The 17852-nt window shown below is 49.6% G+C and carries 14 protein-coding genes; 12 read left to right on the plus strand and 2 right to left on the minus strand.

The window, feature by feature from the left end; genetic code table 11:
- Nucleotides 1-246 precede the first annotated feature (246 nt).
- The 3 genes from H591_RS0107130 to thrC all read left to right on the plus strand — a co-directional run bounded on the left by H591_RS0107130 (nt 247) and on the right by thrC (nt 3822).
- Nucleotides 247-975 (plus strand): DsbC family protein, encoded by a 729-nt coding sequence (locus H591_RS0107130; protein WP_022966264.1) that lies wholly within the window; start codon nt 247-249, stop codon nt 973-975.
- Between the two features lie 96 nt (nt 976-1071).
- Entirely contained in the window at nt 1072-2376 is a 1305-nt protein-coding gene (locus tag H591_RS0107135; protein ID WP_022966265.1) for a homoserine dehydrogenase, read from the plus strand.
- A 36-nt stretch (nt 2377-2412) separates the two neighbouring features.
- On the plus strand, nt 2413-3822 hold the full coding sequence (gene thrC / locus H591_RS0107140) for a threonine synthase (RefSeq protein WP_022966266.1): 1410 nt from the start codon (nt 2413-2415) through the stop codon (nt 3820-3822).
- A gap of 63 nt (nt 3823-3885) precedes the next feature.
- On the opposite strand, the gene H591_RS0107145 is transcribed toward thrC, so the two are convergent.
- Nucleotides 3886-4884, minus strand: coding sequence for an AraC family transcriptional regulator (locus tag H591_RS0107145; RefSeq protein WP_022966267.1), 999 nt, complete (start codon nt 4882-4884; stop codon nt 3886-3888).
- A gap of 111 nt (nt 4885-4995) precedes the next feature.
- On the opposite strand from H591_RS0107145, the gene H591_RS0107150 reads away from it, so the two are divergent.
- Together H591_RS0107150 and H591_RS0107155 are read left to right on the plus strand one after the other, a co-directional pair.
- Nucleotides 4996-6603 carry an FAD-binding dehydrogenase gene (locus H591_RS0107150; protein ID WP_022966268.1) on the plus strand — a complete coding sequence of 536 codons (1608 nt, stop codon included), beginning with the start codon at nt 4996-4998 and terminating at the stop codon, nt 6601-6603.
- 51 nt (nt 6604-6654) lie between these two features.
- Nucleotides 6655-8385: a thiamine pyrophosphate-binding protein gene (locus H591_RS0107155; RefSeq protein WP_022966269.1), complete on the plus strand. Its 1731-nt coding sequence runs from the start codon at nt 6655-6657 to the stop codon at nt 8383-8385.
- 66 nt (nt 8386-8451) lie between these two features.
- Here H591_RS0107155 and rpsT read toward each other — a convergent pair whose 3' ends face one another.
- Nucleotides 8452-8727 (minus strand): 30S ribosomal protein S20, encoded by a 276-nt coding sequence (gene rpsT, locus H591_RS0107160; RefSeq protein ID WP_022966270.1) that lies wholly within the window; start codon nt 8725-8727, stop codon nt 8452-8454.
- A gap of 255 nt (nt 8728-8982) precedes the next feature.
- Between rpsT and murJ the strand changes: the two genes are divergently transcribed.
- The 7 genes from murJ to H591_RS0107195 all read left to right on the plus strand — a co-directional run bounded on the left by murJ (nt 8983) and on the right by H591_RS0107195 (nt 17820).
- Nucleotides 8983-10548 (plus strand): murein biosynthesis integral membrane protein MurJ, encoded by a 1566-nt coding sequence (murJ, locus tag H591_RS0107165; protein WP_022966271.1) that lies wholly within the window; start codon nt 8983-8985, stop codon nt 10546-10548.
- Between the two features lie 69 nt (nt 10549-10617).
- On the plus strand, nt 10618-11559 hold the full coding sequence (gene ribF / locus H591_RS0107170; RefSeq protein ID WP_022966272.1) for a bifunctional riboflavin kinase/FAD synthetase: 942 nt from the start codon (nt 10618-10620) through the stop codon (nt 11557-11559).
- A gap of 19 nt (nt 11560-11578) precedes the next feature.
- Nucleotides 11579-14410: an isoleucine--tRNA ligase gene (ileS, locus tag H591_RS0107175; protein ID WP_022966273.1), complete on the plus strand. Its 2832-nt coding sequence runs from the start codon at nt 11579-11581 to the stop codon at nt 14408-14410.
- A 165-nt stretch (nt 14411-14575) separates the two neighbouring features.
- A complete protein-coding gene (lspA, locus tag H591_RS0107180; protein WP_022966274.1) occupies nt 14576-15097 on the plus strand; it encodes a signal peptidase II in 522 nt (173 codons plus the stop codon).
- Nucleotides 15090-15533 carry an FKBP-type peptidyl-prolyl cis-trans isomerase gene (gene fkpB / locus H591_RS0107185; protein WP_022966275.1) on the plus strand — a complete coding sequence of 148 codons (444 nt, stop codon included), beginning with the start codon at nt 15090-15092 and terminating at the stop codon, nt 15531-15533. The genes lspA and fkpB overlap by 8 nt, the downstream gene beginning before the upstream one ends.
- Before the next feature lie 18 nt (nt 15534-15551).
- A complete protein-coding gene (gene ispH / locus H591_RS0107190; RefSeq protein WP_022966276.1) occupies nt 15552-16499 on the plus strand; it encodes a 4-hydroxy-3-methylbut-2-enyl diphosphate reductase in 948 nt (315 codons plus the stop codon).
- A 199-nt stretch (nt 16500-16698) separates the two neighbouring features.
- Nucleotides 16699-17820, plus strand: coding sequence for a beta-ketoacyl-ACP synthase III (locus H591_RS0107195; RefSeq protein ID WP_022966277.1), 1122 nt, complete (start codon nt 16699-16701; stop codon nt 17818-17820).
- Nucleotides 17821-17852 lie beyond the last annotated feature (32 nt).

The raw sequence follows: 17852 nt of genomic DNA on the forward strand, positions 1-17852 counted from the left end.
CGCCGTAACACGTACATACTGAACGGTTTCTCTAACTGCTCATCTCAGCGCTTATTGTTAAGTGGTTGAGTTGGGCAGTTTTTTATTGTGAGTCGCCAAGCTTCAGCATTAAATCGTATTCTGCGTGGCAACATACTCCCAGCATATAAGTCCTTGCTAATGCGAGCGATACAATGAAAATACGCCTCAATAGGCGCAATTGTGCTACTCTTGCGGCCTTTTAAATATTCACTCAAGGTTGGCAATATGCTGCGCTTACGATGGTTAGGGGTGTTATGTGGGTTCGTTTTAGCCAGCAGCGTTCAAGCTGAGACGGCTGAGCAGATTATTAAGCAAGCATTGTTGTCGATGCAGCCTGACTTGCCGATTGAAAGCATCAGTGCCAGCCCCATGCCTAACCTGTACCAAGTCGAGCTCAAAGGCGGACGTTTACTCTACGCCAGTGCTGACGGTGAGTTTTTATTGCAAGGCAATCTGTTTCAGCTACACAACGGTCAAGCGACCAACTTAACTGAACAAGTTGAGCAAAAAGCCATTGCCACACAAATGAACATGATTCCAATGGACGAGATGGTTGTATTTACTGGGCCTGAGACTAAAACTCACGTCACCGTCTTTACCGATACGGATTGTGGCTACTGCCAGAAACTTCATAGCGAAGTGGCTGAGTTGAATAAGCTCGGTGTTGAAGTGCGTTACTTGGCCTTTCCACGTCAAGGCGTTGGCAGTCATGGTTACACTACCTTGACCAGCATCTGGTGTGCGGATGATCGTTTGGATGCGATGAATCAAGCCAAAGCACGCCGTGATGTGCCGAAAAAAACCTGTAAGAATCCGGTGGATAAACAGTATGCCCTTGGTCAAGCCGTTGGCGTACAAGGCACACCAACCATTATCTTAGCCAATGGCAAAATGATTCCAGGTTATCAGCCGGCCAAGCAGTTGGCGGCTCAAGCTTTAAAAGCACAGCCTTAGGTTGACCGAGGCCAGCAGGCTTCGTACAGTGCAGTATTTTGCCGCTCACCTTTACGTGAGTGCGTTTATTTTATTTAACAATGGGGACGATGCAGCGTGAAGCCAGTTAAAGTAGGGATCTGTGGTTTAGGCACCGTTGGTGGTGGTACTTTTAACGTTCTCAAGCGTAATGCTGAAGAGATTTCACGGCGTGCCGGCCGTTCTATTGACGTGGTGCAAGTGGCCTCGCGTGCAGTCAATCCATTGTGCGATACCAGCACGACTGAGATGACTGAAGATGCTTTCGCTGTCGTTAATAATCCTGAAATTGATATCGTGGTTGAGCTGATTGGTGGCGATACCTTAGCTAAAGAGCTGGTGTTGCGCGCGATTGCCAACGGCAAGCACGTGGTCACAGCCAATAAAGCTCTGATTGCCGTACACGGTAATGAGATTTTTGCCCGTGCCCGTGAAAAAGGTGTGATGGTCGGTTTTGAAGCGGCGGTGGCCGGTGGTATTCCGGTGATTAAAGCCATTCGTGAAGGCTTAGCGGCCAACCGAATCAATTGGCTGGCCGGTATTATCAATGGTACCGGTAACTTCATTCTCAGCGAAATGCGCGAGAAAGGCCGCACTTTTGAAGACGTGCTGCAAGAAGCGCAAGCCTTGGGTTATGCCGAGGCAGATCCAACTTTCGATGTCGAAGGCATTGATGCTGCGCATAAGCTGACTATCTTGGCTTCGATTGCTTTTGGTATCCCATTGCAGTTCGAGAAAGCCTACACCGAAGGCATTACGCAGCTGACCACGGCTGACGTGAATTATGCTGAAGCCTTGGGTTATCGTATTAAACACCTCGGTGTGGCGCGTCGTACTGATTTAGGTATTGAGTTGCGCGTGCATCCAACTTTGATTCCCGCTGATCGCTTAATTGCCAACGTCAATGGCGTGATGAACGCAGTGATGGTTAATGGTGACGCTGTCGGCAGCACCCTGTATTACGGTGCTGGCGCTGGCATGGAGCCAACCGCTTCGTCGGTGATTGCTGATATTGTTGATGTGGCACGTGCCATGGCAGCAGCGACTGAAGATCAAGTCCCTGCGCTCGGCTTCCAATCGGATGAGTTGTCTGATCATCCTATTTTGGCGATTGATCAGTGTGAAAGTGCTTACTACTTGCGCATTCAAGCTAAAGACCACCCGGGTGTTTTGGCACAGGTGGCGAGCATTCTCTCGGTGCGTGGCATCAACATTGAATCCATTATGCAAAAAGAAGCTGAAGAGTCCGATGGCTCAGTACCCATGATTCTGTTGACCCACCGCGTGCAAGAGCAGCGCATCAATGATGCTATTATTGCTCTAGAAGCCCTAGATTCTGTGCAAACGCCTGTTGTGCGAATCCGTGTTGAGCAGTTGGGTTAATTTCAAGTTAAGCGACTCTGATAAAGGTTGTTACTTATGCGATATATAAGCACGCGCGGCAAAGCCCCTGCGCTGAATTTTGAAGATGTATTGTTGGCCGGTTTGGCCAGCGATGGCGGTTTGTATGTGCCAGAGAATTTGCCGCGTTTTACTGTAGAAGAAATTGCCTCTTGGGCTGATCTGCCGTATCACGAATTAGCTTTTCGGGTAATGCGTCCCTTCGTCGCGGGCTGCATTGATGATGCGGATTTTAAAGCGATTCTCAAAGACACCTATGGTGTGTTCGAGCACAGTGCGGTGGCGCCGTTGCGTCAACTTGATAGCAATGAGTGGGTGCTGGAGTTATTCCACGGGCCAACCTTAGCGTTTAAAGACTTTGCCCTGCAGTTGCTTGGCCGTTTGCTCGATCACTTTCTCACTAAGCGCAATGAGCGAGTGGTGATTATGGGAGCGACCTCGGGTGATACCGGTTCTGCTGCGATTGAAGGCTGCCGCCGTTGCGAGAATGTTGATATCTTTATTTTGCACCCGCACCAGCGTGTGTCAGAAGTACAGCGTCGTCAGATGACCAGTGCGCTGAGCGATAACATCCACAACATTGCTATTGAAGGTAACTTCGATGACTGCCAGGAAATGGTTAAAGCCAGCTTTGCTGACCAATCATTCCTGAAAGGCACCCGTTTGGTGGCGGTGAACTCGATCAACTGGGCGCGCATCATGGCGCAGATCGTTTACTACTTCCACGCAGCGATTCAGCTCGGCGGTCCACAGCGCTCCATTGCCTTCTCAGTACCAACGGGTAACTTTGGCGATATTTTTGCCGGTTACTTGGCGCGCAATATGGGTCTGCCGATCAATCAGTTGATTGTCGCTACTAACCGTAACGATATTTTGCACCGTTTTATGAGTGGCAACCGTTATAACAAAGATGCGCTGCACCCAACCTTGTCGCCGTCAATGGACATTATGGTGTCGTCGAACTTTGAGCGTTTGCTGTTTGATATGCATGGTCGTGATGGCGCTAAAGTTACACAATTGATGGATCATTTCCGTGCCACTGGCGAGATGAGTGTCGAGGATGAGCGTTGGACCGAGACTCGCAAGTTGTTTGACTCATTAGCTGTGGATGATGAGCAGACTTGTGCGACCATTGCCAAGGTTTATAAAGACACCGGCGAGCTGCTCGATCCGCACACAGCGATTGGCGTACACGCGGCGCGTGAGTGCCGTCGTAGCTTAGCCACACCTATGGTGACGCTTGGTACTGCGCATCCAGTTAAGTTCCCAGAGGCGGTGCAGAAGGCGGTGCCAAGTGCCAGTCCAGTGTTGCCAGCGCATATGGCTGACCTGTTTGAGCGTGAAGAGCGCTGTACGGTCTTAGGCAACGACTTAGCTGTTGTGCAGGACTTTGTCAGCAAGCATGGTAATCGTGGTAAGCCTTTGTAATGCTTTGAGCGGTTACTCGTTGTTGTAATAAAGGCCCGGGGCTTGCAAAAGATTCGGGCTTTTTTATTGCGTTTGTTGTCGCCATTGACTGGGGGATAATCCGCTCCAGCGTTTAAAAGCGCGGGAAAATGCCGTTTCATCGGCATAGCCTAAACCTAGAGCCAGATCAGTCAGACTGATGAAGCTGTGGCTGAGTTGCAGTTGTGCTTCACTATAGCGCACTTCATCCAGCAGTTGACGAAAGCTGCTGCGGCGCTGTTGTAGCTCTGTTTGTAACTGCCTGGGATGAAGATTGAGTAGATTAGCGACCACGCTGAGCGTTGCTTCGCCGGTGGCTAAGACTGATTGAATAATCATTTTTGTGTGCGCCACGTAGTCTTCGCGAGCGTAACCTTGTTGCGAGGCGAATTGCTCAATCAGATGATTTTTGAGTTGCGAGCGTTGTTCGCTGGGCTGCAAGTGCAAGATCGCTGCGTCAGCATAAAGCGCGGTCAGCGGCTGCGAAAACAGCACAGGCGCTTGGAAAAAATCCAAGTAAAACTGGCTGTTACTGGGCTCAGGGTAGGTGAAAGTGACTTTGCTCAGTTGCCATGCGCCTTTAAATAAAGCCTGCGCAGCACGATAAACCACGCCCATACCCAGTTCGACAAGCTGTTGTAAATCGACATTCTTGCTCAGTTGCAGACGGTATTCTAACGCCACTTGGTCACCGCATAGGTGCTGTTGTAATTGAATGCCCGGCGCGTGCAAATGGGCGTATTTATTGGTGATGCGCAGTAAGTCTTGAACGCTTTCTGCCTGTGATAAGAGCAGGCCAAAAGGGCCAAACACTAAATAGTCACGCTGCTGACTGAGTTCAATACCAAACTGTTGATTGCCTGACTCATGGGCAGCAAGGCTTAGCACCTCAGCGACTCTTGCATAATCCACCCATAGATCGCTGCGTCGTAGCACCAGAGGATCAATGCCGCAGTGTTGTAAAAGCTGATGGGCATTGAGCTGGTTTTTCCGGCATAAGCGATCAAAGCCAATAAATACAGCACTGCGAGCGCGTTCAGACATGTGGTCTACCTATTCGTAATATGTCAGATTTGTCTTCGTAATATGTCAGGTTTTCTCGGCTTTGTCTGCGCTAGTCTAGAGCTTGTAGATCATCATCACGAGCACAGTGTTATGAGTGACATAGCTTATCAAGCAGAAACCTTAGTGATTGGCGCTGGACTGGCGGGCATTTGCACAGCTTTAGAATTGTTAAATAATGGCCGTGCGGTGCTGTTGCTGGATGGTTGTGAACGGCAGCGCTTTGGCGGTCAAGCTAAAGAAGCCTTTGGTGGCATGTTGCTGAGTAATACCCCGGAGCAGCGTCGTAATGGTATTGCTGACTCGGCTGAGTTGTTTTGGCGGGATTGGCAGCAAGCGGCGCAGTTTCAGCCTGATAGTCAGTGGGCGCAGCGCTGGGCTAAGGCTTATTGCGAGCGCAATCGTAGTGAGATTTATGATTGGTTGCAGGGCTACGGCATTGGCTTTTTTCCGGTAGTGCAATGGCCAGAGCGCGGCAATTACAGCGATGGCAATAGCGTGCCGCGCTATCACGTCGCTTGGGGCTGTGGGCAGGGGATTGTGCAAAGTTTAGTACAGCAATTGTTAGGGCATCCACAGGCTAATCTTTTACGTTGTGTGTTTTCCCATACAGTCAGTGCTTTAGATTCGTGTGATGGTCGCGTGGTCGGCTGTCATGGGGTTCAGCCTGAAGGTGCGTTTTCGGTGCAGGCTGACAATACTGTGGTTTGCACCGGCGGTATCAATGGCAATTTAGATAAAGTGCGCGAGCATTGGGATCCAATCTACGGCGCTGCCCCCGACAATCTTCTCAGCGGAACACATCCCAGCGCTGATGGTGCATTGCATGACTGTGTAGAGGTTGTCGGTGGACAAGTCAGCAACCTGCATTATATGTGGAATTACGCAGCCGGCATTGCCCATCCTCAGCCTGAATATCCACAGCACGGCCTCAGTTTAATACCGCCGCGCTCGGCATTGTGGATGGATTGTCATGGTCGACGTATTGGTCCGCAGCCAATGGTGACTGGCTTTGATACCCATGACCTGTGTAAAACCACCGGCCATCTGCCAGAGCAATACACCTGGCAAATTATGAATAAACGTATCGCTGATAAAGAGTTGGCGATTTCTGGCAGTGATAGCAATCCACACTTTCGTGATAGAAAACTACTCAAAGTGATCTGGCAAGCGCTGCGTGGCAATGCCGCGCAAACCCAGTGGCTACTCGATCATTGTCCTGATGTGGTGTGCGGCAATACGCTGGATGAGTTGGCGCTGCAAATGCAGCGGGTCGCACCCAATACAACACTGGATATCGCTGGTATGCACGCTGATATTGAGCGTTATGATGCCATGCTTAAAGGTCCGCGCGGGCTGCGCAATGATGATCAGATTCGTCGTATTGAGCAGTTACGTCAATGGCGTGGTGATCGTGTGCGCACCTGCAAGCTACAACCCATTATTGATCGTAAACAGATGCCGCTGATTGCCATTCGTCTACGTTTAATCAGTCGCAAAAGCATGGGCGGCATGCTGACTGATCTAAGTTCGCGCGTGCTAGATTCTCAAGGATCGCCCGTTGTTGGCTTGTATGCTGCAGGTGAGGCGGCGGGATTTGGCGGTGCAGGTATTTCTGGGGTGCGCTCTTTGGAGGGTACTTTCTTGTCCAATTGCGTTTTTAATGGTCGGCGCGCGGCACAAAGCATTATCGCCGGTTAACCCTTTCACACTGACTCAATAACCTCGAATAAAAGAGCAGGAGATTAGATTATGAAAAAAACAGGTGCATCACTGGCACGATTTGCCCTAGAACAATTGGGCGTGCGTTATACCTTTGGCATTCCCGGTGTGCATAACACTGAGTTGTACGACGAACTCAATAACTCGAATCAGATCACCCCTATATTGGTCACGCACGAGTGTGGCGGGGCTTTTATGGCTGATGCGATGAGTCGTACTGGCGATAGCATCGGTACTTTGCTGATTGTTCCTGCTGCAGGTGTCACCCATGCCTCAAGCGGAATTGGCGAGGCCTATTTAGCTGGCATCCCGATGTTGATTATTTCTGGCGGGATTCATACTGAGAATGGCCGTCGTTTTCAGTTGCATGACATGGATCAGCACACGTTGCTGTCGCCCATCACTAAGGGCAGCTTTCATATTAAATCCCATGCTGAGGTGATCCCGACGCTGTATGCCGCGTATCAGTTGGCGATGCGAGGCGAGCCGGGGCCTGTGTTTATTGAGTTGCCTTACAATATTGGTAATTTTTTGGGTGACGTCGAGGATATGCCCGCGTTTACTGGATTGGAGCCGCAAGCCACCTTTGATCGCTCTTTAGTCAAACAAGCTGCGCAGTTGTTGGTTAAAGCTAAGCAAGTGGGGCTTTTTCTTGGTTGGGGTGCTGTTGATTGTCAGGTCGATCTGATTGAGTTGGCGCAGTTGCTCAATGCACCGGTTGCTACAACCCTGCAAGGCTTAAGTTCTTTCTCAGGTAATCATCCACTGCATACGGGGATGGGCTTTGGTGGCTATTCAGTGCCAGCAGGACAGAATGCTTTTGCCCAGTGTGATGCGGTGTTGGCGATTGGTACTCGTTTTGCAGAGATTCCTACCGGCAGCTTCAGTATGCAGGTGCCGGAAGACTTGGTGCATATTGATATCAATCCCGATGTGTTTAACGCCAACTACCCAGCTAAAATCGCGGTACAGGGTGATGCGCGCGCGATTATTCCGGCGCTATTAAGCGAGGTGCGTGCGCTGCAAACACAAGCGAAAGAAGGTGCGATGGCGCAGCAGATTCAGCAAGATAAAGCGGCCTATACGAAGCAGTGGCTGGCGCACAATAGTGGGGGGCGGGTCAATCCAGCTCGATTTTTTCAGGCACTACGTAAACAGTTAAGTGATGACACCATTATTGTTGCTGATGATGGTAATCACACCTATTTAGTCGCAGAGTTAATGCCTATTTTAGGGGCTAGACGTTACCTTTCACCGACTGATTTTAATGCTATGGGTTACTGCGTGCCGGCAGTGATCGGAGCAAAATTGGCCAATCCGCAAACACCAGTGATTGGGGTTGTGGGTGATGGGGCATTATTGATGACTGGTATGGAAATGCTCACCGCTGTGCGTAACCAGCTTGGTGTGGTGGTGTTTATTTTTAATGATGGCGAACTGTCACAAATTGCCCAAGCTCAAGAAATCCCTTACAACCGCAAAACCTGCACGGTGCTGCATGGCATTAATATGCAGTCATTAGCGGTCACGGTTGGAGCAGAGTTTGTGTCAATTCAAAGCGAAGCTGATATTGAGGCAGGTATTCGTAAAGCTTTGCAGTTTGCGGCAAACAATCAGCCGGTTTATGTTGACGTTAATATCGACTACTCAAAGCGCACACGTTTTACCGAGGGGATCGTGAAAGCCACGCTGAAGCGCTTTGCGCCGCGGGACAAGTTTCGTGTGATCAGTCGCGCCTTGGTGCGTAAGATTACGCGCTAGCTAAGTAAAACTCGAGATAATAAAAAACCGGCCTAAGCCGGTTTTTTATTAAACATGCTGTCGCAATTAAGCGGCTGCTTGACTCAGCAATTTGATGTGCTGGTTCAGACGGCTTTTGTTACGTGCAGCTTTGTTCTTGTGGATGATGCCTTTATCGGCCATACGGTCGATAACAGGAACAGCCAATTTGTAAGCAGCTTGTGCTTTTTCTAAATCTTTAGCTTCGATGGCTTTAACTACATTTTTGATATAGGTACGCACCATAGAACGTAGGCTACCGTTATGGTCGCTACGCTTATCAGCCTGTTTAGCGCGTTTTTTGGCAGAAGGGCTGTTGGCCACGTCGTACTCCTCGAAAACTTTTAGTTGAATGAATCAAAATAGGCCGCGAATGATGCAGCCAAATCAATAATTTGTCAAGTTGCTGCTATGGAATAAAAAGACAAACACTTTACAGTGCGCTATTTCACTCAGTCAGCAAGTTACCGCGCGCAGTATACGCAGGCAAAAGACAGAATGCATGCTTTCTCTGCAATCTTTATAGCATCCACTTGGTCAAGCGACTAAACTTGTGCGCTGAATTTGGAAGAGTGCACCATGAGCGACGCTGCTGAAACACCAACACAACTAAAATCCTCCAGCCTTTTACGCTCCAGTGCTGTGGTCAGCGTAATGACACTGCTCTCGCGAATCTTAGGCATGGTGCGCGATATGGTGGTCGCCAGTTATTTTGGTTCAAGCGCCTCAGCGGATGCATTCTTTGTTGCTTTTAAAATCCCTAATTTTTTACGCCGTTTATTTGCTGAAGGTGCCTTTGCTCAAGCTTTTGTCCCCGTGTTATCGGAGTACCGAGAAAAGCGCTCCTTTGCCGATGTAAAGCAGCTGGTCGATCGCACAGCTGGGATGCTGGGTTTGATACTCACTGCGTTAACGGCGCTGGGTGTGGTGATGTCGCCTTACCTGATTATGCTGTTTGCTCCAGGCTTTCATGATGAGCCGAGCAAGATGCAGTTAGCCGGTGAGTTGCTGCGCATTACTTTCCCTTATTTGTTGCTGATCTCTTTAACCGCGTTCTGTGGTGGCATTCTCAATAGCTACGGACGCTTTGCGGTGCCAGCTTTCACGCCAGTGCTGCTGAATGTGTCGATGATTGGCGCAACGGTATTTTTGACGCCATTTTTTACCGAGCCAGTAATGGCTTTGGCTTGGGGCGTATTTATTGCTGGTGTCGCGCAGCTGCTATTTCAAATGCCTTTTTTGTGGAAAATGCGCTTATTACCACGCCCTCGTGTAGTGGCCAATGATCCGGGTGTTAAGCGCATCATGCTATTAATGCTGCCAGCCTTGTTTGGCGTTTCGGTCAGTCAAATTAACTTGTTGCTGGATACTGTCTTGGCGTCGTTTTTACAGACCGGCAGTGTTTCATGGTTGTATTACGCCGATCGCTTATCGGAGTTGCCGCTAGGTGCGTTTGGTATTGCCATTGGTACGGTAATTCTGCCCGCTTTATCACGCCATCATTCCACAGAAAAACCAGAAGAGTTTTCTGCAACGATTGATTGGGCATTACGCATGGTATTGCTGGTTGGTGTGCCGGCTGCTTTGGCGTTGGCTATTTTGGCTGAGCCGTTGATTGCAACGTTGTTTTTGTATGGCGCGATGACCACCACGGATGTGATGCAGGCTGCTGCTGCCTTGCAAGCCTATTCGCTGGGAGTGTTGACCTTTATGCTGATTAAAGTGTTAGCCCCAGGTTTCTTTGCTCGCCAAGATTTAAAAACACCGGTGCGCATCGCCATTATTTGTATGGTGGTCAATATGGTGCTCAACCTGATTTTAATTTGGCCGATGCAGCATGTAGGATTAGCCTTGGCAACCTCGCTGGCAAGCATGCTCAATACGGGCTTGTTATTGCGTGGATTGTATCGCGCTGGTGTTTATAAGCCCGCACCGGGTTGGTGGTTGTTTATTCTGCGCTTGTTAGCGGCGTGCGCGGCGATGCTGGCGTTGGTGTTTTGGCTCAATGAGCCGAGCAGTGAGTGGTTCGCTTGGGGCTGGCAGCGTCGGGTGTGGGAAGTCTCAATACTCGTTTTTGGTGGCGTGCTGGTGTTTGCCGGCACTTTGTTTGCTACGGGCATCAGAATGCGTCATCTACGACGTTAATTGGGTTAAAGATGCCCTTACAGCCGCGCTGTGGTTATAATCAGAGTCTTTTCTGGCAAGATATTAAATATGCAGTTGGTTCGCGGTTTGCACAATGTGCGTCCATCACATCATGGATGCGTGGCTACGATTGGTAATTTTGATGGTGTGCACCTCGGGCATCAGGCGATATTAACGCGCCTGCGCAATAGTGCTGCACGTCTTAATCTACCCAGTTGCGTGATTGTTTTTGAGCCACAGCCACGTGAGTTTTTTAATCCCGAAACAGCGCCGGTGCGATTGACGCGGTTGCGCGATAAGTTGCAGTTGTTTGCCGAAGCAGGCATTGATCAAGTGTTGTGTATCGCTTTCAATAAACGTTTTCGTCAACTTAGTGCTGCTGACTTTGTACAAACAGTGTTGATTGATGCATTAGGCATTCAACACTTACAAGTTGGCGATGATTTCCGTTTTGGTTGTGATCGCGCCGGTGATTTTGCTTTCTTACAAGAAGCAGGGCAGCGTCTTAACTTTAGCGTAGAGCCCACGGCAACCGTTGAGATTGATGGTCAGCGCGTCAGTAGCACACGTTTGCGCTCGGCATTGGCTGAGGCTGACTTTGTTTTGGCGCGGCGTCTACTGGGACGGCCTTACGCTATTGATGGCCGAGTGATGCACGGTAAAAAATTGGGTCGCACCTTAAATGCGCCAACCGCTAATGTACAGCTTAAGCGCCATCGCGCACCTTTACATGGGGTGTACTTGGTGTCTGTGCAGTTAGACAATGGCCGACATCTGCCAGGTGTTGCTAATATAGGCACACGCCCGACCGTTGATACGACTCAGCAAGCACACTTAGAAGTGCATGTATTAGATTTTTCTGGCGATTTATACGGCCAACATATAGCAGTAACTTTTCATAAGAAAATTCGTGACGAGCAGCGCTTTGAGTCTTTGTCTCAGCTACAACAAGCCATTGCCGCTGATATCGCAAAAGCACATACACTTTGGCAGCACTTTCACACCCTTTAATGAGTGACTTGGAACCAACATGACCGATTATAAAACGACGCTTAACCTGCCGAAAACGGCATTTCCGATGAAGGCAGGCCTCCCCACCCGTGAGCCGCAAATGCTGGCGCACTGGGATAGCATTAACCTGTATCAGAAGCTGCGTCAGATTGGCGAAGGTCGACCACGTTTTATTCTGCATGACGGCCCTCCGTATGCGAACGGCAGTATTCACATCGGTCATGCGGTGAATAAAGTCATTAAAGATATGATTGTCCGTAGTAAAACCTTGGCCGGTTTTGATGCGCCTTATGTGCCGGGTTGGGACTGCCACGGTTTGCCGATTGAGCACAAAGTTGAAGTGACTCACGGTAAAAACCTACCTGCCGACAAAGTGCGTGAATTGTGCCGTGCTTATGCGACTGAGCAAATTGAAGGACAGAAAACTGAGTTTATTCGCTTAGGTGTCGTGGGTGACTGGGACAATCCGTACAAAACCATGGATTTTGCTAACGAAGCGGGCGAAGTTCGTGCATTGGCGAAAATGGTTGAGGGCGGTTTTGTTTTCAAAGGCTTGAAACCAGTGAACTGGTGTTTTGATTGCGGCTCAGCCTTGGCTGAAGCTGAAGTTGAATACCAAGATAAGCGTTCAGAAGCCATTGATGTCGGTTTTAACAGTGCTGATTTGGTTAAGCTCGCGCATGCGTTCTCTTTGCCAGAACTCACTAAAAACGTGCAAATCGTGATCTGGACCACGACCCCTTGGACCATTCCGGGTAACCAAGCGCTCAACGTCCACCCAGAAGCCGTGTATGCACTGGTCGATGTCGGCGATAAAATTTTGCTATTAGCCGACACCTTGGTTGAAGAAAGCCTTGCGCGCTATGGCTTGGAAGGCGAAGTGATCGCACGCACCAATGGTGAAGCGCTGGAGCACTTAGAGTTCAACCATCCATTCTATGAGCGTGTTGCTCCGGTTTACTTGGCTGATTACGTTGAACTGGATGCCGGTACCGGTATCGTTCACTCAGCGCCTGCTTACGGTGAGGATGACTTCTACACCTGTAAGCGTTATGGCATGACCAATGATGAGATTATCAGTCCTGTACAGAGTAACGGTGTTTATGTCACTGATCTGCCGTTCTTCGGTGGCCAGTTTATTTGGAAAGCCAATGCCAATATCGTTGAGAAACTGGCAGAAGTGGGCGCGTTGCTGAAGCATCAGACCATTGAACACAGCTACATGCATTGCTGGCGTCATAAAACCCCACTGATTTATCGCGCCACCGCGCAGTGGTTTGTCGGCATGGATAAGCAACCTGAGCAGGGTGCACCATTACGTGAGCGTGCTTTGCAGGCGATTGAAGAAACAGAGTTCACGCCAGCTTGGGGTAAAGCACGACTGCACGGCATGATTGCCGGTCGTCCCGACTGGTGCATCTCGCGTCAACGTAACTGGGGCGTGCCGATTCCGTTCTTCTTACATAAAGCCAGCGGTGAATTGCATCCGCGCACGGTCGAGTTGATGGAAGAGGTGGCGCAGCGTATTGAACAAGAAGGTATCGAAGCCTGGTTTAAGCTGGAAGCGGCCGAGTTGCTCGGTGCAGAAGCGGCTGACTACGATAAAGTTACCGATACTTTGGATGTCTGGTTTGACTCAGGCACGACGCATTGGCATGTTTTACGTGGCTCGCATCCATTAGGGCATGAGCAAGGCCCTCGTGCAGATTTGTACCTTGAAGGTTCGGATCAGCACCGTGGTTGGTTCCATTCGTCCTTGCTGACGGGCTGTGCGATTGATGGCCATGCGCCGTATCGTGGTTTACTCACCCATGGTTTTACTGTGGACGAGAAAGGCCGCAAGATGTCTAAGTCGCTGGGTAACGTGGTTGCGCCACAAACTGTGACCAATAGTTTAGGTGCCGATATTCTGCGTCTCTGGGCCTCATCAGCGGATTACTCTGGCGAAATGGCTGTATCTGACACCATTTTGCAGCGTAGCGCTGATGCGTACCGTCGTATCCGTAATACTGCGCGTTTCTTGCTGTCGAATTTGGACGGTTTTGATCCAGCCACAGACTGCGTGCCTGCTGAGCAAATGATCGAGCTCGATCGTTGGGTGGTTGATGCTGCTGCACGTTTGCAGGATGAAGTGACGCAAGCCTACGAAGAGTATCGCTTCCATAACGTCTACCAAAAAGTGCACAACTTCTGTGTGCAAGAGTTGGGTGGTTTTTATCTGGATATCATTAAAGATCGCCAGTACACCACGGGTGCCGACAGCTTGCCGCGCCGTTCTTGCCAGACTGCGCTGTACCATATTGCTGAAGCATTAGTGCGTTGGATTGCACCGATCTTGGTGTTTACTGCTGATGAGATTTGGCAGCATATTCCAGGTGAGCGTAACGAGTCAGTGATTTTCAATACCTGGTATGAAGGCCTGTCGCGCTTACCGGCTGAGAGCAAATTGAGCAGCGCCTACTGGACAGAGCTCATGACAGTTAAAGTAGCGGTGAACAAAGAGCTGGAAAATCAGCGTAACGCCAAAGTCATTGGCGGTAACTTGCAAGCACAAGTGACCTTGTATGCCGATGCGGCGTTGGCGGAAAAGCTCAATCGCTTAGGTGATGAGTTGCGCTTTGTCTTGATTACCTCGACGGCACAAGTGGCTGATTTAGCTGCAGCACCTGCTGATGCGGTGAGTACTGAGCTGGAAGGCTTGAAGCTGCATATCAGCAAATCTGAAGAGCCGAAGTGTGCGCGTTGCTGGCACCACCGTGCTGACGTCGGTTCAGTGCCTGCGCATCCAGAAGCCTGTGCCCGTTGCGCGGATAACCTCGATGGTGCTGGTGAAGTGCGTCACTATGCGTAAAAAATCAGCGGAAAACCGCCTGTGCACGCGATCTGCATCTCGCAAACTCGCCTATCTCGATGATATGTCTCGTATGCTGCGTGCCGTGCGCCTTGCGGCTCATCGTACGCGGCTGGTTTTTCAGCGATTTTCTAACGCCTTTATGATTGATAGGAGTGCCTGCTAATGGTTGCGCGTTTTGGCAAGCTGACGTGGCTATGGCTGAGTATCTTAGTGATTGCCGCCGATCAGATCAGTAAACACTGGTTTGATGCTAACTTTAACTTAAGAGATGAAGTGGTAGTGATTCCTGATTTGTTCAGTTGGACTTTAGCTTATAACCGCGGCGCGGCATTTAGCTTCTTAGCCAATGAAGCAGGCTGGCAGCGCTGGTTTTTCGCGGTGATTGCCTTGGCCGTCAGCGCGGTATTGGTGGTCTGGCTTAAGCGCCTAAAAGCCAATGAAACGTGGTTGGCAATTGCTTTAGCCTTGGTGCTTGGTGGTGCGATTGGTAATTTGTATGATCGCGTCGTCTTGGGTCATGTCGTTGATTTTATTTTAGTGCACTGGAAAACCGAGTGGTATTTTCCAGCCTTTAATATTGCCGATAGCGCAATCACAGTGGGTGCGGTGATGTTGGCGCTGGATATGTTTCGCGGCAATAAACCAGAAAATAGTGGTGCAACTGGAGCGCAGAACAATGAGTGAACAACGTATTGGACAAGGCAGCACGGTGACTCTGCATTTTTCTTTGAAGTTTGACAACGGCGAAGTGGTTGATAGCAACTTCGAGAAAGATCCAGCAACTTTTACTATTGGTGATGGCAGCTTGTTGCCAGGCTTTGAGCGTGTGTTGTTTGGCCTCAAAGACGCTGATAAGCGCACGTTTGAAATCCTGCCAGAGCAAGGCTTTGGTACGCCAAACGAGCAAAACGTCCAAGTCATGCCGCGCAGTCAGTTCGACAGTATGGAGCTTGATTACGGTGTGTTGGTGATCTTTAAAGATGCTGCGGGCGGCGAAATGCCAGGCGTGGTTAAAGCCTTTAATGATCAGCAGGTAACCATCGACTTTAACCATCCCTTGGCCGGTAAAGTCATCACTTTTGATGTCGAAATTATTCAGGTGCAAAACAGCACTGTATAAGTGTAGAGGGCGGTATTGATGCGCATTAAACTAGCAAATCCACGTGGCTTTTGCGCCGGTGTTGATCGTGCGATTGAAATTGTGAACCGTGCGTTAGAGGTTTTCCAGCCGCCCATCTATGTGCGCCATGAAGTGGTACACAACAAATTTGTGGTGGAAGACTTACGTGAGCGCGGCGCGATCTTTGTTGAAGAGCTGGATCAAGTACCGGACGATAATATCGTTATTTTCAGTGCGCATGGTGTTTCCAAAGCTGTGCGCGACGAAGCTGAGCGTCGAGGCTTGAAAGTCTTTGATGCCACCTGTCCTTTGGTGACGAAGGTTCATTTGGAAGTGGTGCGTTACAGTAACGAAGGCCGTGAGTGCGTATTGATTGGTCATGCCGGTCACCCAGAAGTGGAAGGCACCATGGGGCAGTATGATCAACGTCACGGTGGACACATTTACTTGGTTGAAAATGAGGCAGATGTAGCAACTTTGCAAGTTGCCAGACCTGACAGCCTCGCTTTTGTGACACAAACAACCTTGTCGATGGATGACACCAGTCGCGTGATTGATGCTTTAAAAACCCGCTTCCCGGCCATTAGCGGGCCGCGTAAAGATGATATTTGCTATGCCACACAAAACCGCCAAGACGCTGTTAAGCAACTGGCTGACGCGTGTGATGTGGTGTTGGTGGTCGGTAGTCCGAATAGCTCTAACTCTAACCGTCTGCGCGAACTCTCTGAGCGCATGGGCACGCCGGCCTACTTAATTGACGGTGCAGAAGATTTAAAAGCTGAGTGGTTTTCTGAGGGTGCTGTGATTGGTGTGACAGCGGGCGCTTCAGCGCCAGAAGTCTTGGTACAAGGGGTGATTGATTGTTTGCGCAGCTGGGGTGCGCAGATGGCTGAAGAACTGGAAGGGCGACCTGAAAATGTAACTTTTTCAATGCCGAAAGAATTGCGAATGGTTGCGGTTGATTAATCAGCGCAACGAAGTTTAAGGGCAAAGCGCTGCTGTAAAGTAATACGTTCGCTGGGTCAGACTTATTGCCAAGCCTCGAGAGGTATTCAAGCGCTGATTGACTGGCCTATACTGTATTTTAATTGATTAAGTGTTGCCTGCAGGTCTTGGGCAGTGTTAACACAGCCGTATATTACGCGGCTTATGTAGAGGATTGACCGTGAAGAAAGTTGTAATCAGTGGTACAGGCCTATTTACACCTGCCCAAAGCATTTCCAATGATGAGTTGGTTGAGGCGTTTAATGCGTGGTCGCAGCAGTTTAATGCTGAGCACGCTGCAGAAATTGCCAGTGGTGCAATTGAAGCCAAGCCAGAATCAAGTTCAGCCTTTATTGAAAAAGCTTCGGGTATTAAAAGTCGTTTCGTCATTGATAAGGCTGGTATTTTAGATCCGCAGCGCATGACGCCAAGCATTCCAGAACGCTCTAACGACGAGTGGGGCATTCTTTGTGAAATGGCCATGGTTGCAGCGAAAGAAGCACTGCAACGTGCAGGTCGTACTGCTGCTGACATTGATGGGGTGATTGTCGCCTGCTCAAACTTGCAGCGTGCTTACCCGGCGGTAGCCATTGAAGTGCAAGCTGCTTTAGGTATTGAAGGCTTTGCTTATGATATGAACGTTGCTTGTTCTTCAGCAACTTTTGGTATTCAAGCCGCCGTCAACGCGATTCAGGCCGGACAAGCGCGCGCAATTTTGATGGTTAACCCTGAAATTTGCACAAGTCACCTCAATTTTACCGATCGTGACAGTCACTTTATCTTCGGCGACGCTTGTACTGCAGTCATTTTAGAAGGCGCAGAACAGGCGGTTTCCGAGCATCAGTTTGAAGTGGTCAGTACTAAGCTGGTTACCCAGTTCTCTAACAATATCCGCAACAACTTTGGCTATTTAAACCGTTGTGCTGAAGACGGTATCGGCGCGCCAGACAAGCTGTTTGTGCAAGAAGGCCGTAAAGTCTTCCGCGATGTGTGCCCGATGGTAGCCAATTTAATTGCAGAACATTTAGCCAACAATCAAATTGATGTGCAGAACGTCCAGCGTTTTTGGTTACATCAAGCTAACTTGAACATGAACTTACTGATTACCCGTAAGTTATTAGGTCGTGATGCCAGTGCCACTGAAGCGCCGGTGATCTTAGATACCTATGCCAACACCAGTTCTGCAGGTTCGGTGATTGCTCTGCATTTACATCAAGATGACCTGCCAGCTGGCGCGATTGGTGTGCTTAGCTCGTTTGGTGCAGGCTACTCAATCGGTAGTGTTATTTTACGTAAGTGCTAATGACCTAAAGATGGCAACGACGCATGTTTATG

Source organism: Denitrificimonas caeni DSM 24390 (genome assembly GCF_000421765.1).
Classification (GTDB): domain Bacteria; phylum Pseudomonadota; class Gammaproteobacteria; order Pseudomonadales; family Pseudomonadaceae; genus Denitrificimonas; species Denitrificimonas caeni.